Origin of the sequence: Streptomyces sp. P1-3 (assembly GCF_050613155.1) — a bacterium.
Lineage (GTDB): Bacteria > Actinomycetota > Actinomycetes > Streptomycetales > Streptomycetaceae > Streptomyces.
Window position 1 is genome coordinate 4,753,415 of sequence record NZ_CP192512.1, and the last position, 22,010, is coordinate 4,775,424.

At 73.0% G+C, this 22,010-nt stretch carries 19 protein-coding genes; 11 read left to right on the top strand and 8 right to left on the bottom strand.

What is annotated here, in order from left to right; translation table 11 throughout:
- Window positions 1-68: 68 nt before the first annotated feature.
- The 3 genes from ACQUSR_RS20655 to ACQUSR_RS20665 form a co-directional block, all read right to left on the bottom strand.
- On the bottom strand, window positions 69-1,817 hold the full coding sequence (locus ACQUSR_RS20655; RefSeq protein ID WP_431044069.1) for an LCP family protein: 1,749 nt from the start codon (window positions 1,815-1,817) through the stop codon (window positions 69-71).
- 240 nt (window positions 1,818-2,057) lie between these two features.
- Window positions 2,058-3,467 (bottom strand): LCP family protein, encoded by a 1,410-nt coding sequence (locus ACQUSR_RS20660; protein ID WP_431044070.1) that lies wholly within the window; start codon window positions 3,465-3,467, stop codon window positions 2,058-2,060.
- 9 nt (window positions 3,468-3,476) lie between these two features.
- The gene (locus tag ACQUSR_RS20665) at window positions 3,477-4,229 is read right to left on the bottom strand and encodes a TIGR03089 family protein (RefSeq protein ID WP_431044071.1); all 753 of its coding nucleotides are present in this window, start codon (window positions 4,227-4,229) and stop codon (window positions 3,477-3,479) included.
- Between the two features lie 128 nt (window positions 4,230-4,357).
- Here ACQUSR_RS20665 and ACQUSR_RS20670 point away from each other — a divergent pair, with 128 nt between their 5' ends.
- Window positions 4,358-5,848 carry an N-acetylmuramoyl-L-alanine amidase gene (locus tag ACQUSR_RS20670; RefSeq protein WP_431044072.1) on the top strand — a complete coding sequence of 497 codons (1,491 nt, stop codon included), beginning with the start codon at window positions 4,358-4,360 and terminating at the stop codon, window positions 5,846-5,848.
- Between the two features lie 73 nt (window positions 5,849-5,921).
- Entirely contained in the window at window positions 5,922-7,022 is a 1,101-nt protein-coding gene (locus tag ACQUSR_RS20675; RefSeq protein ID WP_431044073.1) for a sugar phosphate nucleotidyltransferase, read from the top strand.
- A gap of 126 nt (window positions 7,023-7,148) precedes the next feature.
- Here ACQUSR_RS20675 and ACQUSR_RS20680 read toward each other — a convergent pair whose 3' ends face one another.
- Window positions 7,149-8,084 carry a DNA-3-methyladenine glycosylase family protein gene (locus ACQUSR_RS20680; protein ID WP_431047742.1) on the bottom strand — a complete coding sequence of 312 codons (936 nt, stop codon included), beginning with the start codon at window positions 8,082-8,084 and terminating at the stop codon, window positions 7,149-7,151.
- Window positions 8,085-8,333: 249 nt separating this feature from the next.
- On the opposite strand from ACQUSR_RS20680, the gene ACQUSR_RS20685 reads away from it, so the two are divergent.
- The 6 genes from ACQUSR_RS20685 to ACQUSR_RS20710 all read left to right on the top strand — a co-directional run bounded on the left by ACQUSR_RS20685 (window position 8,334) and on the right by ACQUSR_RS20710 (window position 11,602).
- Window positions 8,334-9,065, top strand: a complete 732-nt coding sequence (locus ACQUSR_RS20685) for a GntR family transcriptional regulator (RefSeq protein ID WP_431044074.1) — start codon at window positions 8,334-8,336, stop codon at window positions 9,063-9,065.
- Between the two features lie 336 nt (window positions 9,066-9,401).
- Window positions 9,402-9,650 (top strand): hypothetical protein, encoded by a 249-nt coding sequence (locus ACQUSR_RS20690; protein WP_431044075.1) that lies wholly within the window; start codon window positions 9,402-9,404, stop codon window positions 9,648-9,650.
- A complete protein-coding gene (locus tag ACQUSR_RS20695) occupies window positions 9,647-9,964 on the top strand; it encodes a hypothetical protein (protein ID WP_304462088.1) in 318 nt (105 codons plus the stop codon). The genes ACQUSR_RS20690 and ACQUSR_RS20695 overlap by 4 nt, the downstream gene beginning before the upstream one ends.
- Window positions 9,961-10,215 (top strand): hypothetical protein, encoded by a 255-nt coding sequence (locus tag ACQUSR_RS20700; protein ID WP_304462087.1) that lies wholly within the window; start codon window positions 9,961-9,963, stop codon window positions 10,213-10,215. The genes ACQUSR_RS20695 and ACQUSR_RS20700 overlap by 4 nt, the downstream gene beginning before the upstream one ends.
- Before the next feature lie 89 nt (window positions 10,216-10,304).
- Window positions 10,305-11,234 (top strand): radical SAM protein, encoded by a 930-nt coding sequence (locus ACQUSR_RS20705; protein WP_304462086.1) that lies wholly within the window; start codon window positions 10,305-10,307, stop codon window positions 11,232-11,234.
- 23 nt (window positions 11,235-11,257) lie between these two features.
- Window positions 11,258-11,602, top strand: a complete 345-nt coding sequence (locus ACQUSR_RS20710; protein WP_431044076.1) for a hypothetical protein — start codon at window positions 11,258-11,260, stop codon at window positions 11,600-11,602.
- Window positions 11,603-11,752: 150 nt separating this feature from the next.
- Here ACQUSR_RS20710 and ACQUSR_RS20715 read toward each other — a convergent pair whose 3' ends face one another.
- From ACQUSR_RS20715 to ACQUSR_RS20725, 3 genes are read right to left on the bottom strand one after another with little or no spacing between them, the layout of a single operon-like run.
- A complete protein-coding gene (locus tag ACQUSR_RS20715) occupies window positions 11,753-13,138 on the bottom strand; it encodes a coenzyme F420-0:L-glutamate ligase (RefSeq protein ID WP_431044077.1) in 1,386 nt (461 codons plus the stop codon).
- On the bottom strand, window positions 13,135-14,100 hold the full coding sequence (gene cofD / locus ACQUSR_RS20720; protein ID WP_431044078.1) for a 2-phospho-L-lactate transferase: 966 nt from the start codon (window positions 14,098-14,100) through the stop codon (window positions 13,135-13,137). The genes ACQUSR_RS20715 and cofD overlap by 4 nt, the downstream gene beginning before the upstream one ends.
- A 12-nt stretch (window positions 14,101-14,112) precedes the next feature.
- Window positions 14,113-14,637 carry a cysteine dioxygenase gene (locus ACQUSR_RS20725; protein ID WP_431044079.1) on the bottom strand — a complete coding sequence of 175 codons (525 nt, stop codon included), beginning with the start codon at window positions 14,635-14,637 and terminating at the stop codon, window positions 14,113-14,115.
- Window positions 14,638-15,260: 623 nt separating this feature from the next.
- Here ACQUSR_RS20725 and ACQUSR_RS20730 point away from each other — a divergent pair.
- From ACQUSR_RS20730 to ACQUSR_RS20740, 3 genes are all read left to right on the top strand, one after another.
- Window positions 15,261-15,524 (top strand): WhiB family transcriptional regulator, encoded by a 264-nt coding sequence (locus ACQUSR_RS20730; RefSeq protein ID WP_004952403.1) that lies wholly within the window; start codon window positions 15,261-15,263, stop codon window positions 15,522-15,524.
- Between the two features lie 285 nt (window positions 15,525-15,809).
- A complete protein-coding gene (locus tag ACQUSR_RS20735) occupies window positions 15,810-19,787 on the top strand; it encodes a glycosyltransferase (protein ID WP_431044080.1) in 3,978 nt (1,325 codons plus the stop codon).
- Entirely contained in the window at window positions 19,784-21,355 is a 1,572-nt protein-coding gene (locus ACQUSR_RS20740) for a DUF5719 family protein (RefSeq protein ID WP_431044081.1), read from the top strand. The genes ACQUSR_RS20735 and ACQUSR_RS20740 overlap by 4 nt, the downstream gene beginning before the upstream one ends.
- Window positions 21,356-21,412: 57 nt before the next feature.
- Here the strand turns inward: ACQUSR_RS20740 and ACQUSR_RS20745 are convergent, their stop codons facing one another.
- Window positions 21,413-21,883, bottom strand: coding sequence for a metallopeptidase family protein (locus ACQUSR_RS20745; protein WP_431044082.1), 471 nt, complete (start codon window positions 21,881-21,883; stop codon window positions 21,413-21,415).
- Between the last annotated feature and the right edge of the window lie 127 nt (window positions 21,884-22,010).

Below are 22,010 nucleotides of genomic sequence, written 5' to 3' on the forward strand. Positions count from 1 at the left end.
GGCGCGCCCCGTCCGGAGCGATGGGCGGTCCCGCTCCGGACGGTCGTCGTCGCTTCGTCGTCGCCTTGTCAGCCGGCGCAGAGCTTGTCGTCGCCGTTGACCCGCTGGATGTTCTCCGGCGCCTTCCGCGGCGCGGTGATGGGCGTGCCCGCGCCCTTGAAGTCCCCGCCGAGCGTCAGCGTCATCTCGGCCATGGGGTCGGCGTCCTCGGCGCCTTCCTTCAGCGCGGAGCCCGGCAGGCCCATGCTGTCGGCCAACCGACGTGCCTGGTCGGCCTGGTTCGGCGCGTACTCCAGCGTCGTCTTCTTCAACTCCTTCGGAGCGTTACCGCCGTTGCTGGAGCGGATCATGCCTTCGTCGTTCTGCATCCATTCGACCGTGTCCTGTGCGGCGCCGAACTCGCCGCTACCGTTCAGTACCCTCACACGGACGTCGGCCGGATCGGCCTTGGTTCCCTTGAGGCGGGCGGCTTCCTTGGCCTTCTGCGCCTTCTGCTGCTTCTTCACCTCGGTCAGCGACACGTCATCCCTGACCATGGCGAACAGCGGATCGGCCTTGGCCTTGTCGAGCAGCACGGTGGCGCCGTCGGTGTTGTCCACCACCGGCACGGTGGTGAACGTGACGTGCTTGAGGTCGACCTGGCTCAGGTCCTGCGCCAGGTCCTTGAGCTTGCCGACACTGCCTATGCCGGTGTCGACGGTGAGCGCCTTGGTCGCGGCGTTGGCCAGCTTCCACGTCTTCTTCGGGTTGGTGAGCGTGCCGCCGGACTTCACCTTGCGCATCATCGCGCTGAGGAACTGCTGCTGCATCTGGATCCGGTCCAGGTCGCTGCCGTAGCCGACGGCGTGCCGGGTCCGGACGAACGCCAGCGCCTCCTCGCCCTCGATCGTGTGGCGTCCCTTGGACAGCTTCAGATGCGACTTGGGGTCGTCGATGTCGCGCTTCACGCATACGTCGACGCCGCCGACCGCCGAGGAGATCGTCTTGACCGCGTTGAAGTCGGCCATCATGAAGTGGCTGATGTTCAGCCCGGTCAGCTTCTCCACCGTCTGCCAGGTGCAGCCGGGGTCGCGGCCGGACTGGCCCAGGCTGGTGTTGAAGCGGACGCCCTTGCTGCCGGGGATCGTCTTCCTGGAGCCGTCCGGCTGCTCGGTCGAGCACTCCGGGATGTCCGTGATCATGTCGCGGGGGATGCTCAGCGCGGTGGCGTTGGAGCGGTCCTCGGAGACGTGGAAGAGGATCGTGGTGTCCGCGTGCCCGACGCTGCCCTCGTCGCCGTAGCCCTTGTTGCCCTTGCCGTCACGCTTGTCGGTGCCGATGACCAGGATGTTGACCGGGCCGTCGATGACGGCGGGGTTCTTCTCGCCGACGTCGACCTTCTTTATGTTGCCGTTGAGGTGCTGGTAGATCAGGTACGCCGCGACGGACGTGCCGACCAGCAGGAAGGCCAGGACGCCGCCGGTCCAGTAAAGGATCTTCCGCTTCCTGGACTTCTTCGGCTTGGGCTTGCGGCGCCCGGCCCGACCGGGCGGCCCGCCGGGCCCACCCGGCCCGTCCGGCCCACCGAAGTCCTCGGAGGGGCCTTTTCCGGCCGCCCGGCGGCGGCCGCCGCGCGGCTCGGGCACCCGGGTGTGCTCGGGTGCCCGGGCACGCCGACGGCCGGTGCCGGCCGGTCTCCCTGCGTCCTGATTCCCGGAGGCGGGCGCCGGGTCCCCAGCGGGGTCCAGCCGCAGCTCATAGCTGCCGGTGTTCGGGTCGAACACCCACTGATCGGCGGGATCGATGTCACCCGCTCGCCCATGGCCTTGCGCGTCCACGGTCGCCTGTGTCCTCCGTCGGTGCCACGCGGCGCCTCCCCCTCAGGGCGCCGGGTCAGTCGTTCATTGGTGCGCGATTGGCCAGGTCTTGCGCACCGGAGCGCTCACACTATCCGCCCAGTTCAGCGTCAAGCGACGTCGGTGACAAATTCCACTCCCCTACAACTGGGCAATCTGCCCAATCCTTTCGAGATCTTTTCGAGATCCGCACGGTCGACCGATGCTGGCTTTTGCCCTGCTTTACCCGCACTTGGTGTCCACCGTGCGGGTGCCGACATGGCTGAGAGGCCGGTCGTTCCCGGTGTCATCGCCCCCCGCGGACACCGTTTCGGGCGCCGGTACCGGTTCATCCAGTCGCAGCCGCCGGAAGAGCCGGTCCGCGTCCGGCTGCACCAGTTCGTCGCGGTTGGCGTTGTACGCGTACGGCTGGCGCGGCACGGTCAGGAAGCGGAACCGGTCCTCAGGGATCTCCCGCACCTCGCTCACCAGTCCGTACAGCTTGCGCAGCGATCCGAGCCCCGGGTCGGTGGTCAGCGAGGACGTCGCCGCGTCGAGCACCGGGTAGAGCCGCCGCGGATTGAGCAGCACGCCGTTGCCGCTCACCTTCTTCACCAGCGCGCCCAGGAACTCCTGCTGGCGGCCGATGCGCGCGGTGTCGCTGCCGTCGCCGATGCTGTAGCGGGCCCGTACGTAGCCGAGGGCCTCCTCGCCGTCCAGGGTCTGCCGGCCCGCGGGCAGCCGCAGCCGCGCCTCGGCGTCGTCGACGGGCTTCTCCAGGCACAGCTCGACGCCGCCCACCGCGTTCACCATCCTCGTGAAGCCGCGGAAGTCGACGATCATGTGGTGGTCGACGCGGATCCCGGTCAGCTTCTCGACCGTACGGATCGTGCAGGCCGCGCCGCCGGTCTCGAAGGCCGAGTTGAACTGGGCGAACCGCGCGATGCCCGGCCTCCCGTCCGCCGACTCGCAGGCGGGGATGTCCACCATCAGATCGCGCGGGACGCTGACGGCGGTCGCGCTGCGGCGGTCGGCGGCCAGGTGCAGCAGGATGGTGGTGTCCGAGCGCTGGGTGCCCGAGTCCCGGCCGTACTTGCCGTTGCCCTCCCCGCCGCGGGTGTCGGAGCCGATCAGCAGGATGTTCTGCGCGTCGCGCACCACCGATACCGGGCGCTCGGCCGCGTGCCGCTCCAGCTCGCGCGCTGTGCGGGTGTCGGTGGTGATGTTGCGGTCGAGCCGCTCGTACAGCCACCAGCCCACTCCGGCGGTGGACAGCACCAGCGCCGCGGTGCCGAGCGCCACCCAGCGCGGCCAGCGGCGGCGGCGCCGCGGTGCCGGCGGTGCCACCGGGTCAGGGCAGTCAGTCGTCACGTCCGCGTCCTCCCGCCCGTCGCGCTCCGCCGCCCTCGGCCGAGTGCCGAGGGCGGCGGAGCCATGCAGGGCTCGCCGATTTAAGGAGCAGACGGACGAGCGCGGTACAAGGTTGTACGTGGCGGCGTTGTACCGGGCGGTTTCGTACGGGGCGACGGCCGTGTACGGGGCGACGGCCTTGAAGGGGGCGACGGCCTTGAAGGGGGCGACGGCCTTGAAGGGGGCGACGGGCGGCGCCCGGCGAAGATCAGCGCCCGGCGGCCATCGGGGCCCGGACGTCACATCCGGACGTCACATGGCGACGGCGGTGACCCGCTCGTCCTCCCGCCGCTTGGCCAGCCCATCCACGCCGAGCTGGTCGAGGTGCCGGCACAGCACGACGGAGCCCCCGGCGGCCAGGGGAGCGAACAGCCCGGCGGACAGCCCGTCCCAGCCGTCGTACGGCAGGCCGGACAGCAGCCGCGAACCGGCGCCGAGCCCCCGAGCGTCCGCGTCCGTCCGTGCCCGCTCCACCACCTGTGCCCCGGTCAGCTCCACGCCGCCCAGCGCGAGTGCGGGCGCGTCCGGGTCCACCGGGGCGTACGGGGCGAACTGGTCGCCCTGCCCCGGTACCTCCACCGCGTAGTCGACGAAGCCCTCCGGCGGCTGCGGGAACCGCCCGCCCAGCGGGCGCAGCGCCAGGGCCACCCGCTCCCCGGAGCAGGCGCGCGCCGCGTCCAGCGCCTCCGGCCCGCTCACCACGAGATCGGCCGCCGCCGGGTCGCCGCCCGGTTCCGCGACGACGCCGGTGGCGGAGCAGGCCAGCAGCCAGACCGCGGTCTGCCAGTGCGCGGGCAGCAACAGCGCCAGCCGGTCGCCGGGCTCGGCGGCCAGGTCGCCCTGGAGCAGGTTGGCGGTCTTCGCCACCCAATTGGCGAAGGTGGCCACGGACAGTTCCACGCGTTCGCCGGTGGCGTCGTCGTAGAAGGTGACAAGCGGACGGCCGGGATCCGCGGCGAGGGCGGATCGCAGCAGGTCGGCGGGGGTGCGGTCGGTGGCGTTCATCGCCGTCAGGGTACGTGGCGGCGGTCCTCGCCGTGCGGCATGGGGACGACCGGGCCACCTGATCGGCGGGACCGGCGACAATCGTTATAAATAGACAGAGTTATGACGTGATGTCCACGATGCACTACATGCGTGCATTCCTGGCATCCTCGATCGGCGTCGTCTGTGCGACCGCCCTCGTCATCCCGCTCACGGCGCTCGCCGGGGCCGCCCCCGCGAGCGCTCCGGCGGCGGCCCCCGCGGGGGCCGAACTGCCCGGCAGCACCCAGTCGCTGCCGCTGACCCCGCTCGGCAGCACCTCCGACCGCGCGGCGCCCGAGTCCGCCGCGGGCGCCGCGGGCGCCGCGGGCGCCGCGAGCCAGGGGCTCGCGGCCCGGGACGTACGGCCGTTCTCCCTCGTCGGAGTCGTCTGGCGCGACCCGGGCAAGGAGCTGCACGGTCAGGTGCAGGTCCGCACCCGCTCCTCCGCCACCGGCCGGTGGTCCGCTTGGCAGCAGCTCCAGGCGCACTCCGACGACGCCCCCGACATGGGCTCGCCCGAGTGGCGCGGGGGCCGCATGCGCGGCGGCACCGCGCCCCTGTGGGTCGGCGCCTCGGACGGGGTGCAGGTGCGGGTGAGCCCCCAGCGCGCCGCCGGACCGCTCCCCGCCGGGCTGCGGCTGGAACTCGTCGACCCGGGCGGGGAGCCCGCCGCCGACCCGGCGGGCGGCACCGGACGCGCGGCCACGGCCGGATCCGCGCCGGCCATCGCCGGATCCGCGCCGGCCACCGGCCCGGCGGGCGCCACCGACCCGCGGGCGGCCGAGGCGCAGGCCGACGACACCCGCGTCCTCGACCCGGAGCCGGACGCCATCTTCGGCGACGTACCGGCCCTCCCGCCGGACGACAGCGCCGGCTCCGGCCAGGACCCTGCTCCCGACAAGGACCAGGGCACCGAAGGCGCGGCCGAACCGGAGATCGACCCGTCCCACATCCTTCCGGAGGAACCCGCGGAGCGGACCTCCGCCCGCCCCTTCGCGGCCCCGCGGCCGCGCATCATCACCCGCGCCGGCTGGCGCGCCGACGAGAGCCTGCGGGAACGCGGCTACGTGTACACCAAGCGGGTCAGGGCCGCGTTCATCCACCACAGCGCCACCGGCAACGGCTACGCCTGCTCCCAGGCCCCCGCCATGCTGCGCGGCATCTACCGGTACCACGTCAAGAGCAGCGGCTGGCGCGACTTCGGCTACAACTTCGCCGTCGACAAGTGCGGGAACATCTACGAGGGCCGGGCCGGGGGAGTGACGAAGGCCGTCATGGGCGCGCACACCATGGGCTTCAACAGCAACACCATGGGCATCGCCGTGCTGGGCACCTACACCTCCACCGCCCCCTCCAAGGCCGCCGTCGCGGCCATCGCCAAGCTGACGGCCTGGAAGCTCGGCCTGTTCGGCGCGAACCCGCAGGGCACCACCACCCTGGTCTCCGGTGGCAGCAACAAGTACCGCAAGGGCGCCCGGGTCCAGCTCAAGGTGATCTCCGGGCACCGGGACGGCTTCGTCACCGAATGCCCCGGCGCCGCGCTGTACGCCAGGCTCGGCAGCGCCCGCAGCACCGCCTCCGACCTCCAGGGGCGCTGACCGGGCCCCGGCGGACGGCTGCATACACTGGCCGCCGAACCGGCGAGCCCCAGCAGGAAGCAGAGACCAAGACGTGGCAAGTGCGTCGAACGCGCCAGAAGCGATCCTCCTGGTCGGCGGCAAAGGCACCCGGCTGCGCCCGATGACGGTGCACACCCCCAAACCCATGGTCCCGGCGGCGGGCGTCCCGTTCCTCACCCACCAGCTGGCGCGCGCCCGCGCCGCCGGGGTGGAGCACGTCGTCCTCGCCACCTCCTACCTGGCCGAGGTCTTCGAACCGCACTTCGGTGACGGCTCCTCCCTCGGGCTGCACCTGGAGTACGTCACCGAGACCGAGCCGCTGGGCACCGGCGGCGCGATCCGCAACGTCGCCTCCCGGCTGCGCTCCGGCCCCGACGACCCGGTCCTGATCTTCAACGGCGACATCCTCACCGGCCTCGACATCCCCGCCCTGGTCGACACCCACCGCACCAGCGGGGCCGACGTCTCCCTGCACCTGACCCGGGTCACCGACCCGCGCGCGTACGGGCTGGTCCCCACCGACTCGACGGGCCGGGTGACCGCCTTCCTGGAGAAGCCGCAGACGCCCGAGGAGATCGTCACCGACCAGATCAACGCGGGCGCCTACGTCTTCACCCGGTCCGTCATCGACACGATCCCGGCCGGCCGCCCGGTCTCCGTCGAACGCGAGACCTTCCCCGGCCTGCTCGCCGAGGGCGCCCACCTCCAGGGCCTGGTCGACTCCACGTACTGGCTGGACCTGGGCACCCCGCAGGCGTTCGTCCGCGGCTCCGCCGACCTGGTCCTGGGCCGCGCCCCGTCCCCGGCGGTGCCCGGCCGCTGCGGCGACCGGCTGGTCCTGTCCAGTGCCAGCGTCGCGCGCGACGCGAAGCTGACCGGCGGCACCGTCATCGGCCCGCACGCCAAGGTCGGCTCCGGCGCGCGGATCGAGGGCAGCACGGTGCTGGCGGGCGCGGTCGTGGAGGAGGGCGCGCAGGTGCGCGACTCCCTGGTCGGCGCGGGCGCCCGGATCGGCGCCCGTACCGTGCTGGAAGGCGCGGTGGTCGGCGACGGCGCGCTGGTGGGCCCGGACAACGAACTGCGCGACGGTGTGCGGGTGTGGTGCGACGCGGCCATCCCGGCGGGCGCGGTGCGCTTCTCGTCGGACCAGTAGCCGCTCTTCGGGCCTACCCCGGGCCCGGCTACGGGGCGCTCTCTGAGCCCGTGGGCCCTGGCTACCGGGCGCTGATTCGGCCCCGCGGCGGGCTTGCGTCGGCTCTCCCCGGTCGCCCGGACGGCACTACATCGCGCGGAAGTCGCGTACGGAGAACCGGGGCGCGCGGCGCGGCGGGACGCGGCCGGACAGCAGGATCAGCCGCGTGGCCCGGTGCCGCTGCCCGGCGTACGGCGCGAGCAGCTCCAGCATGCCCGCGTCGTCGACGCCGCGCCGCCCGGTGAGCGCGTAACCGATGATCTTCGGCAGATGCAGATCGCCGGTGGTGACCGCGTCCGGACAGCCGTTGCTGCGCTGGAGCGTCTCGGCGGCGGTCCAGGGCCCGATTCCTGGGATCACCTGGAGCCGGGCCGCGGCGGCCTCCGGCTCCATGCCCGCGGCCTCCTCCAGCCGCCGGGCGGCCCGTACGGCCCGGACGATGGTCGCGGCGCGCTTGGCGTCGACGCCCGCCTTGTGCCACTCCCACGAGGGAATCAGCGCCCACGTACGGGCATCGGGCATGACCCGCAGCCGCCCGGAGGGCTCGGGCCCCGGCGCGGGCTCCCCGTACCGCTGGAGGAGCAGCCGCCAGGCCCGGTACGCCTCGTCGCTGGTCACCTTCTGCTCCAGCACCGACGGGATCAGCGACTCCAGTACGAGCCCGGTACGGCACAGCCGCAGCCCCGGGTGGCGCCGGTGCGCCTCGTGCACCAGCCGGTGCCGCGGCACGAACCCGGCCGGATCATCCTCGGCCCCCAACAGCGCCGGAACCCGCTCCAGCAGCCACTCCGCGCCCGGCCCCCACGCCTCGGCGACGACCCCGTCCCCGTCGACAGCGATGCGCAGCGTGCCGGCCCCGGCAGGCGTCCGACTGGCCCGCCACACGGCCCCGTCCTCACCGACCCGGAACGCCGGATCCCCGGGCCCACGCCGCAGCGGCCCCAGCGTGAGCCCGACATCGAGCGCCCCGCCCGGCACCCAGCGCCGCGCGCGTCCCGTGTCGACTCCCCGCGCGGCGGGCACGACGACCCGGCCGCCGCGCACGGCGGCGCGGGTGAGGGGGGTGTCGTCCACGGTGGGCCTCTCTGACGGGAATGTCTCCTACGAGCCTAGATGCCGGAGCCTTGGGGGTGCTCCGCACCGTTCACCTTGCTCAGCGTCATGTGAGCCACGTCAACCGGGGCTATCTATGCGCATCACGGGCTTGACCCGCCGAGTGGGCGCCGACAGCATGACTACTGGATCAGTCCAGTAGTCGAGGAGCTATCGAGCATGGCACTTCCGAAGTACGAGCAGATCGCGGCCGACATCCGAGGTCGCATCGTCCGGGGCGAGTTGAAGCCCGGCGACACCGTGGAGTCCGAACGAGAGCTCCAGGATCGTTGGAGTGTGGCCCGCGCTACGGTCGTCAGGGCTCTCGATGTCCTCCGCCGGGAGGATCTGATCGAAACGAAGCAGGGAACGGGCTCAACGGTGAAGGTCCGTATCCCGCTCGCGCGTACCGCTGGAGAGCGGTACGACACCTCCGTGAAGACCGGTTTCATCTACACCGCCGGTGAGCACGCCGACATCCTGTCTGCCGAGTGGGTACCCGCTTCCGAGGATGTGGCCTCCGCTCTGGGCGTGGAGCCAGGCGCAGAGGTCGTGCGGCGCCACCGTGTCACGTACGAGGGCGAGAGGCCCATCGCCACGTCGTATTCGTACTTCACCGCAGAGGTGGCCGCGGCTGCGCCCCGCCTGCTCCAGCGTGAGCGCATCCGTCAGGGCACCACGCGTTACGTGGAGATGGAGGCCGGCCGGAAGCCGCACACCGGGCGCGACGTGTGGACGGCCCGCCTGGCGACGGAGGAGGAGCTGCGGCTGCTCCAGCTTGATGGCCCGCAGGCTGTCTCCGAGACCCGTCACATCGCCTACGACGCCGAGGGGAAGCCGCTGACCTACGAGGTGGGAATCAACCCGGCCGGGCACTGGGCGCGCACCACGGAGTACCAGATGAACGTCTGATCTACGGTCAACTCTCCACAGACCCCCGCCCTTTGGCGGGGGTTTTTGCTTCCTCGGGACTTGACTGGACTAGTCGACTGCTGGACTATTCCAGTGTGCGCAGTGCATCGAAACCGGTGCTGAACGTGACCAGGGGGACCATCATGCCTCAACCCGGTTTGCCCGTAGTGGCGTTCATCTACGACCGGCACGTGACCGTAACCAGAAGGTGCTCGAAGGACGCTTCGAAGCCTGCCGCGCCTTCGCCGACCGGTAGCCCGCGCTGAAGTACCTGAAAGACCCCGGCGGCCGCTGCATGGCCCCGGGGCGTGGTCAACGCTGCTAAGGAGCGTCAACATGGCGAACTCTATCGCCCGATTCGCGGAGTGGCTGCTGTGGCGGTTACCGCTCGCGCCCAGCCGCCACCGGACGGCCCGCCTCTCGCCCACCATCCGCTGGCAGGACACACCTACGGCTGCGCTTCCGCCCGTGCCTGCCTCGACGGCCCAGCCTGTCCGCGACGCGTACATCGCACGCGTCCTCGCCGTGCACGGCGTCGCCGTCAGCCCCCGTTGTACCCACGGCGTGAAGGCGGAGGCCCGGTGAGCACGAACCCCCGACTGCTGCCGTGGGCCGGTCCGGCCGGGCAGCCCGCGTACCTCGTCACGGACGGCGGACGTGACAGCCACCTGTGGCGGCTCGCCGACGAGATGGAGGCGGTACAGCTCCGCATGGGCACCGAGATGGTCCGGCACGCGCGGGCCATGGTTGAAGACCGGAAGGCAGGCCCCGGCGAGCTGCGATTCCTAGCGAACCGGCTGACCGAGGCTCTGACCGACGCGCTGCGTGTCGCTGAGAGCCGAGGGATGCGGCTGGCCATGCCGGACGCCTCGAGCGGCGAGGAGGGGCAGGCGTCATGACCGACTGGCGTATTTGCCGACGCCCGGGCCATCCGCTCCGCCGCGAGAAGGACGACCACGTGGCGCTGCCGTTGTCGATCACTCAGGACGGGGAGGTGGTCGGCCTCGCGGAGCTGGTGATGACCACCACGGAGGCCGAGCAGTTGCACGCCGCGCTCTGTTACGCGCTGGACGGCAAGCCCATCCCCGACTTCGCCCCGGACTGCCGGTACTCCATCCAGCAGGGCCCAGCGTTCATGCCCCGCCGTTGATCGGCGGCCTCGTGCGCCGGGTGAGGAAGTGGCCTCTTCCCCACCCGGCCAACCACCCATGGCTCCCAGAGAGAAGAGAGAGGATCACCATGAGCAATCACAGGTTACGCACGCGTGCCAACCCCGGGGAACTCCGGTTCGCGTGGCTGGAGGTGACCGGATTCTGCAACGAGTCCTGCCATCACTGCTACGCCGACTCGTCTCCCAAGGGGACGCACGGGACCATGACCGTGCCCGACTGGAAGCGAACGATCGACCAGCTGGCGGACCTGGGCACGCGTGATGTCCAGTTCATCGGGGGAGAGCCGACCCTCTTCCCGCACCTGTCGGAACTCATCTCCCATGCGCACGAGGCGGGGCTGGGCATTGAGGTGTTCTCCAACCTCACCTACATTCGGCCCCTGCTGTGGGACACGTTCACGCGCTGCGGCGTCAAGCTGGCCACGTCGTACTACTCCGACGACCCGCAGGACCACGACAAGGTCACGAACCTGCGGGGCTCCCACCGACGCACCCGGGCGAACATCGAGAAGGCACTGAGCCTGAACATCCCGCTCCGGGGCGGTGTCATCGCAGTGCACCGAGGACAGCGTGTCCACGAGGCAGCCAACGACCTCACGACCCTGGGGGTAGGACAGGTCGGAGGCGACCGGACGCGCGCCTTCGGAAGGGCGAGCAAGGGAGCGGCGCCCACGATCAGGGACCTGTGCGGGCACTGCGCGCACGAGAAGTGCGCCATCGGCCCGAACGGGGACGTCTGGCCGTGCGTGCTCGGCCGGTTCCTCACCATCGGTAACGCGCGGACCACGTCCATGGCTCAGATCTGGGGCAGTGTCCGCATGCACCAGGTACTCGCCGACATCACGGCCGTACACGGCAAGGGAGCCCAGGCGTGCACGCCTCCGCAGTTTCTCCCCATGTGTGGTCCGTGCGGCCCGTGTGTTCCCTCCGTGGGGCACTGCGATCCAGAGGAAGCGGACAGTGTGTCGGATCCCACTACGATCGGCGAACTCACATGAGCCGCTGAGGAAGGAAGGTCACCGTGGACCACGGCGAGGACTTCGGCGCATGGATGGGAGACGAGGGGGCTGAGGCGGACCATCGGTCCGAGGAACAGTGGGCCCTCATCGCCGGCTACGTCCGGCACGCAGCAAACAAGATCGGCCCCGACCTTCCGCTGTGCCTCCCCGGCGAGCCGCAGGAATGCGGACATGGCGCACGACAACACGCGCTCGTCTGGGCAGTGGCTCTCAAAGCAGCGGCACAGCACATGATCGAACAGGCTGCCCCGGCCCCCGCCCACGCCGCCTACGCGTCGGGCCCCCTCTACGAACGCCGTCTGGCCGAGCTGCGCGCCACGGAATCCCGGAGTGACGCGGGCGGGTGATCCATCTCTTGACGAGTGGGCTCGTGACTTCGCCCTGATCGGGATCCGCCTCGCGGGGTACGCGGCGGGTCGGCGATGCCCCCGGTGTTCGCACCGGGGGCATCGCCGCACGCGGGCCCGGGGCCGAGCCCGAGCCCCGCACGAATCCGGCTACCGCACCTCGACGAACGCGTCAGCCGCCCGCGCCGGACGCGGCCGTGGCGGGGCCGCCGCGTGGCCGACCGCCACCGCGCCCATCGGGTCCCAGTCCCCGGGCAGCTCCAGCACCTCGCGGACCACGTCGCGGCAGAACATCGTCGAGGACACCCACGCTGACCCCAGGTCCTCACCGGCCAGCGCGACCAGCAGGTTCTGCACCCCGGCGCCCGCCGCCACGACGAACATCTCGCGCTCCGCCGCGCTGCGCCGCGCGTCCGGGTACGTGTGCGAGCCGTCCATCACCAGGCACGGCACCACGAGATACGGCGCGTTCCGCAGCACGTCCCCGCGCCGCACCCGCTTGGCGATGCTCTCCTCGCCGAACCCGTCGCCCCGCAGATCCGCGATCCACGCGTCCCGCATCGCGTCGAGCAGCCGGGTCCGCGCCTGCGCCGACTCCAGCAGGACGAACCGCCACGGCGTCGTGTGGTGGGGTGCGGGCGCGGTCACCGCCGCCGCGACGGCCCGCCGCACGGCGGCCCCGTCCACCGGCTCGTCCGTGAACTCCCGGACCGTGCGCCGCTGGGTGACCGCTTCCCGTACCGCCTCGGAGGTGCCCAGCCGGAAGATGTCCTCGGCCGCGCCGCGCGCCAGCGCCCGCGCGCCCTGGCCGTCCCAGGTGCCCGCCCCGTCCTCCATGACCTGCGGCAGCCCGCGCACGACCGCGACCGGCAGCCCGGCGGTCTTGCCCTTCACCAGGTCGCCGGCGGCGGCCAGTTCGTCGGCGGTGGCGACGACGGTGGCGTGCAGCGGATTCCCGTAGGCGTCGGTGCCGCCGCGCAGGTCGTCCAGGACCCGCACCCCCGCCGCGCCGATCGCGACATCGGTCAGGCCCTTGCGCCACGGCCGCCCGAAGGTGTCGGTGACCACGACCCCGACGTCCACGCCGAGGGCCTCGCGCAGGCCGTCGCGGATCCGCCGCGCGGAGGCGTCCGGGTCCTCGGGGAGCAACAGGACGGTCCCGGCGGCGGTGTTGGACGCGTCGACGCCCGCGGCGGCCATGACGAAGCCGTGCCGGGACTCCACGATCCGCAGCGTCCCGCGCCGGGCCACCACCCGCACCGTCTCGGCGTCGATGGCGGCCTCGCGGTCCTCCGCCTCGAGGATCCGGCCCTCGGCCTTGCTGACGATCTTCGAGGTGACGATCACCACGTCGCCGTCGGCGAGGCCGGGGAGGCCCTCGGCGGTGGCGGCGCCGGCGATGAGCTTGGCGAGGTCGTCGCCGTCCCGCACCTCGGGCACCCCGGGCAGGGCCCAGACACGGTACGAGGGGACCGCGGGCGGGCGCGGGGCGGGATCCGGCGTCGGGGCGGGATCCCGGGTCGTAGTCCGCGTCACGCCCGGACCTCCTCGGCCAGCGCCAGCGCCTCGGCCGCCATCCGCGCGGTCGCCTCGAGGTCGGTCATCATCAGCGGTACGGCCCGGCAGCGGATGCCCGCGGCCTCGACGTCCGCCACCGTACCGGCGTCCACGGTGTCGACCAGCCAGCCGTCCAGCAGCCCGGAGCCGTAGTGCCGGGCGACGGCGGCCGCCGTGGACTCGACGCCGACCGCGGCCAGGACCTTGTCGGCCATGCCGCGCACGGGCGCGTCGCCGACGATGGGGGAGAGCCCGACGACGGGGACGCCCGCGTCGGCGATGGCCTCCCGGACGCCCGGCACGGCCAGGATCGTGCCGACGCTGACGACGGGGTTGGAGGGCGGGAAGAGGATGACGTCGGCCCCGGCGATGGCCTCCAGCACGCCCGGTGCGGGCTTGGCCTGCTCGGCGCCGACGGGGATCACGGCGTGGGCGGGGACCGAGGCGCGCAGCCGTACCCAGTACTCCTGGAAGTGGATGGCCTTGCGGCTTCCCGGGGTTTCGGGGTCGTCGATGAGGACGTGCGTCTCGACGCGGTCGTCGGACATGGGCAGCAACCGCACGCCCGGCTGCCACCGCGCGCACAGCGCCTCGGTGACGGCGCTGAGCGGATAGCCCGCGCCGATCATCTGCGTACGGACGATGTGGGTGGCGAAGTCCCGGTCGCCGAGCCCGAACCAGTCGGGACCGACGCCGTAGGCCGCCAGTTCCTCCTTGACCGCGAAGGACTCGTCGGCGCGGCCCCAGCCTTGTTCCTCGTGGATGCCGCCGCCGAGCGTGTACATCACGGTGTCGAGATCGGGGCAGACCTTCAGCCCGAAGAGGTGGATGTCATCGCCGGTGTTCCCGATCACGGTGATGTCGGCGTCCGGAGCCGCCGACATCAGACCGCGCAGGAATCGGGCGCCGCCGATACCGCCTGCCAGAACCACAATGCGCATGGCGACAGTCTGTCAGCCGTGGACGGTGTCCAGGGGCGTCGGGGCGGACTCGGCCACCTGGGTGTGATGCATCGGCATGTCGGTCAGCCCGGGGAAGTAGATGTGCAGGCTGACGGCCGGTTCGAGGGAGTCGTTGGCGATGTCGTGCGCATAGCCGGGGGCGAAGACGCGCTGCGCGCCGGCGCCCAGGATCCGCTGGGCGGGCAGGGAGGGCCCGGCGGCGGTCCCGGCGCGCTCGGTGAGCTCGCCCTGGAGCACGGTCAGCACGCCGGAGGACGCGCCGTGGTCGTGCGCCCCCGTGCTCTGCCCCGGCACCCAGCTCAGCAGCCAGACCTCGTAGCCGGGGCCCGTGCGCAGCCGGTGGTACCAGCGGCTGGTGGCGTCGTACCGGACGAGGTGCTCCCAGCCGGCGCGGTCGGCGGCGATGGCGCGGGCGAGCCCCGCGAAGGCGGAGACGGTGGACGGGTGCGCGGGTACGGGCGGCAGCAGGTGCGGGATGGCGAGCGGGTCACCGGCGATCTGGACGTCGCTGTTCATGTGCGGGAGTTCCTCGGCAGACAAGCAGGAAGTGCTGGGGCGGCGCGGGCACGGAGCACGCGGAGAGGGGTCACGCGAGATGGAGCACAGAGAAGCTGGAGCTCTGGGGCATCAACAGCTGGAACAGCGACAGCGAGCCTGCACAGCGCAGCGGAACCCGTGGGTACGGGTCGGCGAAGGCGCGTGGGTCACTGGCATGACGCCTAGGAGAACGGGTATAGGGAGCCGCTGTCAACCTGGCGACCGTTTTGCGGCCAATGTTTCACCTCATCCGGTTACAGGGACCGGAGAAAGGTTTGTGCAGCAGCGTGGCCGGAGAGGTGGCGCAACAACCGTCCGCAGACTGCAACGGGATCGCTGCCCGTGGCGTCCTTCCTCGGAAGGGGCGCCTCGCGGGGCGGACGCTGGAGAGTGTCTGCTTTATGCGTATTTGAACACTTTCCGCATACCCTTGGTTCCGCAGAGTGAATAAGGGGCTCAATAGCAGATCTCGGCTTGACTGGCCCGGATCGGCGCACTTGTAATTTCACTCGTGTCGTTCACCTGGGGCTCTTCCCCGGCCGCTGCCGGGAGGTGCCCCTACGGCGGCGGCGCGGGGACGTAAAAACAGACGAGGGGCGCACATGACCGAGTTGTTCCAGCAACTGCTGGTCGAAGAGGCGGATGAAGAGCTCGGTTGGCAGGAGCGCGCACTTTGCGCCCAGACCGATCCCGAGTCGTTCTTCCCGGAAAAGGGCGGTTCTACGCGTGAGGCCAAAAAAGTCTGCCTCGCCTGCGAAGTCCGTTCCGAATGCCTTGAGTACGCCCTCGCCAACGACGAACGCTTCGGCATCTGGGGCGGCCTGTCGGAGCGTGAGCGCCGCCGCCTGAAGAAGGCCGCCGTCTGAGGTGGACCGAGGCCCGGGGCGGCCCGGCCCCGAACCGGCGCCGCCGTCCGACACATCCACACAGCTCATCACAACTCGCCCTATACCGTACGATCCGCCTCCCGTGCCCGGCGCGCAGGGAGGCGGACCGCTGTGTACGCAGCCGTTAGTGTGGGGGACCCCAACGACGCGCGGGCGTCCCCGCACGGCGCGCGTCCACCGCAGTCCAGCACAGTCTCCGGGGGCTCCGGCCGACAGCGGCTCCGCCGCGGGCCCCCGTACTCCCGGCGGAGGGCCCGTACCTCGATGTCCGTGCACAGCCAACCGGCAGCCTCCTACCCGGCCGCCGCGCCCGCTCCCGGGGCCGCGTCCGCCCCGGACCAGGCAGCCGGGCCTCCGGAGTTCCCGCGCCACGTCGTGACCGCCGTGCTCGTCGCCCATGACGGAGCCCGCTGGCTGCCCGACGCGCTGGCCGGCCTGGTCGGCCAGGACCGCCCCGTACAGAGCGCCGTCGCCGCCGACACCGGCAGTGCCGACGACTCCGCGCGGCTGCTCGCCGACGCCCTCGGCCCCGACCGCGTGCTGCACCTCGCCCGCCGCAGCGGCTTCGGCACCGCCGTGGAGGAGGCCGTCCGCACCGCGCCCGTCCTCGGCCCCGACCAGCTGCCGTACCTCAAGCGCCCCAGCAGCTGGGACCCGGCCACCCGCACCTGGCGCGACGACACGTACGACATGCCGGAACTCCCGCACGGCGAACCCGTCCAGTGGCTGTGGCTGCTGCACGACGACTGCGCGCCCGCCCCCGACGCGCTCGCCGAACTGCTGCGGGTCGCCGACACCAGTCCCCGCGCCGCGATCGTCGGCCCCAAGCTGCGCGGCTGGTACGACCGCCGGCAGCTCCTCGAAGCAGGGGTCAGCATCGCCCGCAGCGGACGCCGCTGGACCGGCCTGGAGCGCCGCGAACAGGACCAGGGACAGCACGACCAGGTGCGCCAGGTGCTCGCTGTCTCCAGCGCCGGCATGCTCATCCGGCGCGACGTATGGGACCAGCTCGGCGGCTTCGACCAGCGCCTGCCCCTGATGCGCGACGACGTCGACCTGTGCTGGCGCGCCCAGGCCGCGGGCCACCATGTGCTCATCGCGCCCGACGCCGTGCTGCGGCACGCCGAGGCGTCCGTCCGCGAGCGCCGCCCCATCGACTGCGTGGGCCGCTCTGTTGCGAACCCGCACCGCGTCGACAAGGCCGGCGCCGTCTACACCCTGCTCGCCAACACCCGCGGCCCGCTGCTCCCGTACGTCATGCTGCGGATCGTCCTCAGCACCCTGGTGCGCACCCTCGCCTACCTCGTCGGCAAGGTGCCGGGGCAGGCACTGGATGAGATCGCCGGGCTCTTCGGCACCCTGCTGCGCCCCGAGAAGATCCTCGCCGCGCGGCGGCGGCGCGGAAAGCCGCAGGTGGAGGCGGCCGAGCTGCGGCCGCTCTTCCCACCGCCCGGCGCCACCGTACGCGCCACCGTCGAGCAGGTCGCCGGCAGCGTCGGCGGCCGCTCCGAACCCGAGCTCTCCGCCGCCGGGCGGCACGGCGCCGTCGAGTCCGGCCCCGGCGGCGACGACGCGGACTTCCTGGAGGTCGAGCAGTTCGCCCGGCTCAAGGCGATCGCGCGCAGGCCGGGACCGGTGCTCTTCGCCGTCCTGCTGCTCGTCTCGTTCGTCGCCTGCCGCGCGCTGATCGGCGGCGGCGCGCTGGCCGGCGGCGCCCTGCTGCCCGCGCCCGCCGACGTGACCGACCTGTGGGCCCGCTACACCGACGGCTGGCACCCGGTCGGCGCCGGCGGCACCCAGACGGCGCCGCCGTATCTGGCCGTGCTGGCCGGGCTGGCCACGGTCTTCCTGGGCAGCATGGGCTTCACCCTCACCCTGCTGCTCGTCTGCTCCGTACCGCTGGCCGGCATCGCCGCGTACTTCGCCTCGCGCCCGCTGGTGGAGTCCCGGCTGCTGCGCGCCTGGGGCGCGGTCGCGTACGCGTTCCTGCCCGCCGCCACCGGGGCGCTCGCCGACGGCCGGCTGGGCACCGCCGTCCTGGCCATCCTGCTGCCGCTGATGGCGCGCGCCGCCGTCGCGGCCAGCGGGCTGACGCTCACCAAGGGCACTCCGAGTTGGCGCGCGGCCTGGGCCTACGCGCTGCTGCTGACCTTCACCACGGCCTTCACCCCCGTGGTCTGGCCGCTCGCGGTGGTCCTCGGCCTCGGCGTCCTCGGCCTGAGCCTCTTCCGCAGCCGCACCGCACACCTCACCGCCTACGGGCTGCGCTTCCTGGCCGTCGTCGGCACCCCGCTGCTGATCCTCGCCCCCTGGTCGCTGTCCCTGCTCACTCACCCCGGCCGCTTCTTCGACGAGGCCGGACTCGGCGGACCGGCCGGTCCGGCCTCCGCCCTGGACCTGCTGGCGCTGAGCCCCGGCGGCCCTGGCGGCGGCGGTTCGCTGCTCCTCCTCGGCTTCGTGCTCGCCGCCCTGGGCGCCCTGCTGCGCGGCGAGCGGCAGACGGCGGTCCGTACGGCCTGGGCGGTGGCGCTGGCCGGACTGCTCTTCGCGGTCCTCACCAACCGCACCGGCTGGGCCGGGCCCGCGACCCTCGTCTACGGACTGGCCCTGCTGAGCGCCGCCGTGGTCGGCGCCGAGGGCGCCCGCGAGCGGGTCGCCGCGCGGAGCTTCGGCTGGCGGCAGCCCACCGCACTGCTGGTCGCCGCCGCCGCGGCGGTCGCCCCCCTGCTCGCCGCCCTCGGGTGGATGGCGACCGGGGCGGACGGCCCGATGGAGCGCCGCGACCCGGTGCAGGTCCCGGCGTTCGTCGCCGAGGAGGCCACCACCCGCGACCAGGCCCGCACCCTGGTGCTGGACGGCGACCGGGCGCACGCCGACTACGTCCTCGTACGCGGCTCGGGCGCCCGCCTCGGCGACGCCGAACTCGCCGCCGAGGCGGGCAGCGACCCCCGGCTGGACGGCATCGTGGCCAACCTCATCGCGGGCTCGGGCGCCGACCAGACCAGCCAGCTCGGCGGCTACGCCGTCCGCTACGTCCTGGCACGGGACGGGGCCCCGCGCGAGGTGGCCCGGGTGCTGGACCAGACCCCCGGCCTGACCCGGCTGAGCCAGCAGGACGGCACGCTCTGGCGCGTCGACCAGCAGGTCTCGCGGATCTCCATCGTCCCGGGCGAGGGCGGTACGGGCGCCGCCACCGCGGCAGCCCCGGTGCCGGTGGGCTCCGGCCCCGTCGAGGCGCACACCGACATTCCGTCAGGACCCGACGGCCGGGTGCTGCGGATCGCCGACCGGGCCGCGCCCGGCTGGCAGGCCACGCTGGACGGCAAGGCGCTGAAGGCGACGAAGGTCGACGGCTGGGCCCAGGGGTTCGAACTCCCGGCGGCCGGCGGGCGCCTCGACCTGACCTACGAGACCCCGCTCACCCACACCGCGTGGGTCTGGACGCAGGGGCTGCTCGCGCTCGTCCTGCTGGTGCTGGCGCTGCCGGGCCGCCGCCGCGAAATCGACGACGACCTGCCGGGAGCGGACGCGCCCGTGCTCGCCGCGGCGATCCCCGCGCAGGCGGCGGAGGGCGAAGGACGCCGGGCCAGGCGGCTGCGCGCCGCGGCCGAGGCGGCGCAGACCGCGGAGGCGGCCCAGGCGGGGGAGGCGATGCCGGGCGGCGGCACGGCCGATGGCGCGTCGGGCGCCGCTCCGAGTGCCGGGCCGGGTGCCTCGGCGGGCGATGCGTCAGGCGCCGCGTCCGGTGGTGCGGCGCCCGAGGGCGACGGCGGCCCGGCGACGAGTCCGCCCCTGCCCCCGCTCCCACCCAAGCCGCCCATGAACCCACCGGTGCCCATGGACCCGCCGGTGCCGGTGGACCAGGCCGGGGCCGCGCCGTACGAGGGGTACGAGGGCTTCCCGCAGCAGTCGGCGCCGTACGGGGAATGGCAGGCGCAGCCGTACCCGCCCGCCGACTACGCCTCGTACCCGAGTGACCAGAGCGGTGCGGCCTCGTACGCCGACGGCGCTTACGCCCAAGCCCCGTACGCCGAAGGCCAGTACGGGCAGTACGCCACCGGCGGATACGCCGAGGGGGGCGGGTACGGCGAGGGCGGCTACCCGGCGGGGCAGCCGTACCAGGACGCCCCGTACACCGACCCGGCCACCGGCTACGGCGGCTACGCCCCGGACAGCGACCCGCCCTTCGACGGCGGGGACGAGCCCGGGAACCACCGCGACGGGAGCGAGCAGCAGCGATGAACCGCACCACCCTGTCCCTGATCGCCGCCGTCGCGGCGCTCGCCGCGGTCACCGGCGTCGCGACCCTCACCGAGCCGTCGGAGCGGGCGGACACGTCCGCGACCACGGCCGCGCGGCTGCCCGTGGAGCGCTCCAGCCTGGTGTGCCCGGCGCCCACGTCCTCGGACGTCGGCGAGACGACGTACACCGCGTTCACCCCGAAGCGGAAGGACGCGGACGAGCCGAAGGGCGCGGCGCAGAAGGCGGACAAGAGCACCGCCCAGCTGCTGCCCGCCGCCGACGGGACCCAGGACGACCTGGCCGGCGGAAAGGGCGAAAGGGGCGAGAGGAGTGAGAAGGGCGGCGAGCGGCGGCGCGGACCGGGCGGTGACCCGGTCGTCCCGCTGAAGGAGCCCGGCGTCCCGGTCACCGCCACGGCGGACGGCGGTGACGCCCCCGCCCTCACCGGCACCGCCGACGGCCGCCTGGCCCCCGGCTGGACCGTGCAGCAGACCACCGTCGTGGACGCGGGGATGGGGCGAGGCCTGCTGGGCGCGTCCTGCACGGCCCCGGACACGGAGTTCTGGTTCCCGGCCACCAGCACCGCCGCCGACCGGCAGGACTACGTCCACCTGACGAACCCGGACGACACCGCCGCCGAGGTGGACCTGGAGCTGTACGGCCCGGAGGGCCGGGTGGACGAGGCGCAGGCCGGCGAGGCGATCCCGGTGCCGCCGCACTCCACCGTCCCGGTGCTGCTCTCCACCCTCTCCAGCCGCCCGGAGATCAACCTGACGCTGCATGTCGCGGTCCGTTCCGGCCGGGTCGGCGCGATGGTGCAGGCGTCCGACACCAACCTCGGCGGCGACTGGCTGCCCGCGTCCGCCGACGCGGCGTCGACCGTCGTCCTCCCCGGCATCCCGAAGGACGCCACGGCCGTGCGCCTGGTCGCCTTCGCCACCGGGGACGACGACGCCGACCTCAAGGTGCGGCTGGCCGGGGGCTCCGGCACGATCACCCCCGCCGGGAACGCGACGCTGCACGTCAAGAGCAAGATGACGGCCGCGATGGACCTGGGCGACGTCACCAAGGGGGAGGCGGGCTCGCTGGTCCTCACCGCCGAGGGCGGCGGCCCGAGGGCCTCGGTGGTGGCCGCGCTGCGCGTCACGCGCGGCAAGGGGAGCAAGCAGGAGACGGCGTTCATCCCGGCCACCGGCCCGATCGAGGAGCGCGGCACCGTCGCGGACAACCGCGCCAAGGGCACCACGCTCTCCCTGGTCGCACCCGGCGAGACGGCGAAGGTACGGGTCACGTCCTCGCCCGGGACCGGCGGCGGCAGCGCCGCGAGCGAGGAGTACACCGTCAAGGGCGGAACGACGAAGGCCGTCAGCCCGCCGCTCCCGAACGGCGGCAAGGGCGCGTACGCGGTGACCGTCGAACGGATCTCGGGCGGGCCGGTGCACGCGGCGCGGACGCTGGCGCTGCCGCAGGACGGCGTTCCGATGTTCACGGTCCAGACGCTGCCGGACGACGGCGGGACGGTGGAGGTCCCGGAGGCGGAGCAGGACCTGTCGCTCCTCAACAAGTGAGCCATGAGCGCTGTCGCGGTGCCGCGGTAGCGCGACAGCCGTGCTCCGTACCGCCGGCTACTCCTGCCCGTACCGCGGGTCCACCGATTCCGGGGCGAGCCCCAGCAGTTCGGCGACCTGCTCCACGACCACCTCGTGGATGAGCAGCGCGCGCTCGTCCCGGTTCTTGGCGCGGATCTCGACCGGCCGCCGGTAGACCACGATCCGGTCCGGTGTGTCACCGTGAGCCGCGACGAAGCGGCCCAGCGGAACCGAGCCCCCGTCCCACAGCAGTCCGCCGCCGTCCGGGCCCAGCCCGTCCCCGCCCATCGTCGGCACGTCGACGACCCGGAACTCCACCGCGGCGAGCTGCGGCCACCGCCGCTCCAGCCGCTCCACCGAGTCGTGCACGAGATCGACGAAGGACTCCGCCCGGCTCACCGACAGGGGCACCTGCGGCGGCGCGACGGGGCCGCGCATACCGCGCCCGTGCCGGTCGCGGCGGCGCGGGCGCGGTTCGGACGAATGGGGTGGTACGGGCCTGGTCATCACTGACGAGAGTAGCCCTCGGGGCCCCGCCGGGATGCGCTTACCAGCCACCCCGTGCCCTGCGGTGCGCCAGCTCCCGTCATGAGCATTCCAGCCATCACGAGGTGCAAAAACAGCCGTCTCCGGG

What these genes read in the sequence shown, in the direction of transcription:
- ACQUSR_RS20690 (WP_431044075.1), top strand. Translation starts at nt 9,402, where the DNA reads ATGGCGAACTCTATCGCCCGATTCGCGGAGTGGCTGCTGTGGCGGTTA.
- ACQUSR_RS20705 (WP_304462086.1), top strand. Translation starts at nt 10,305, where the DNA reads ATGAGCAATCACAGGTTACGCACGCGTGCCAACCCCGGGGAACTCCGG.
- ACQUSR_RS20725 (WP_431044079.1), bottom strand. Translation starts at nt 14,637, where the DNA reads ATGAACAGCGACGTCCAGATCGCCGGTGACCCGCTCGCCATCCCGCAC.
- ACQUSR_RS20740 (WP_431044081.1), top strand. Translation starts at nt 19,784, where the DNA reads ATGAACCGCACCACCCTGTCCCTGATCGCCGCCGTCGCGGCGCTCGCC.
- cofD (WP_431044078.1), bottom strand. Translation starts at nt 14,100, where the DNA reads ATGCGCATTGTGGTTCTGGCAGGCGGTATCGGCGGCGCCCGATTCCTG.
- ACQUSR_RS20665 (WP_431044071.1), bottom strand. Translation starts at nt 4,229, where the DNA reads ATGAACGCCACCGACCGCACCCCCGCCGACCTGCTGCGATCCGCCCTC.
- ACQUSR_RS20730 (WP_004952403.1), top strand. Translation starts at nt 15,261, where the DNA reads ATGACCGAGTTGTTCCAGCAACTGCTGGTCGAAGAGGCGGATGAAGAG.
- ACQUSR_RS20670 (WP_431044072.1), top strand. Translation starts at nt 4,358, where the DNA reads ATGCGTGCATTCCTGGCATCCTCGATCGGCGTCGTCTGTGCGACCGCC.
- ACQUSR_RS20700 (WP_304462087.1), top strand. Translation starts at nt 9,961, where the DNA reads ATGACCGACTGGCGTATTTGCCGACGCCCGGGCCATCCGCTCCGCCGC.
- ACQUSR_RS20685 (WP_431044074.1), top strand. Translation starts at nt 8,334, where the DNA reads ATGGCACTTCCGAAGTACGAGCAGATCGCGGCCGACATCCGAGGTCGC.
- ACQUSR_RS20735 (WP_431044080.1), top strand. Translation starts at nt 15,810, where the DNA reads ATGTCCGTGCACAGCCAACCGGCAGCCTCCTACCCGGCCGCCGCGCCC.
- ACQUSR_RS20745 (WP_431044082.1), bottom strand. Translation starts at nt 21,883, where the DNA reads ATGACCAGGCCCGTACCACCCCATTCGTCCGAACCGCGCCCGCGCCGC.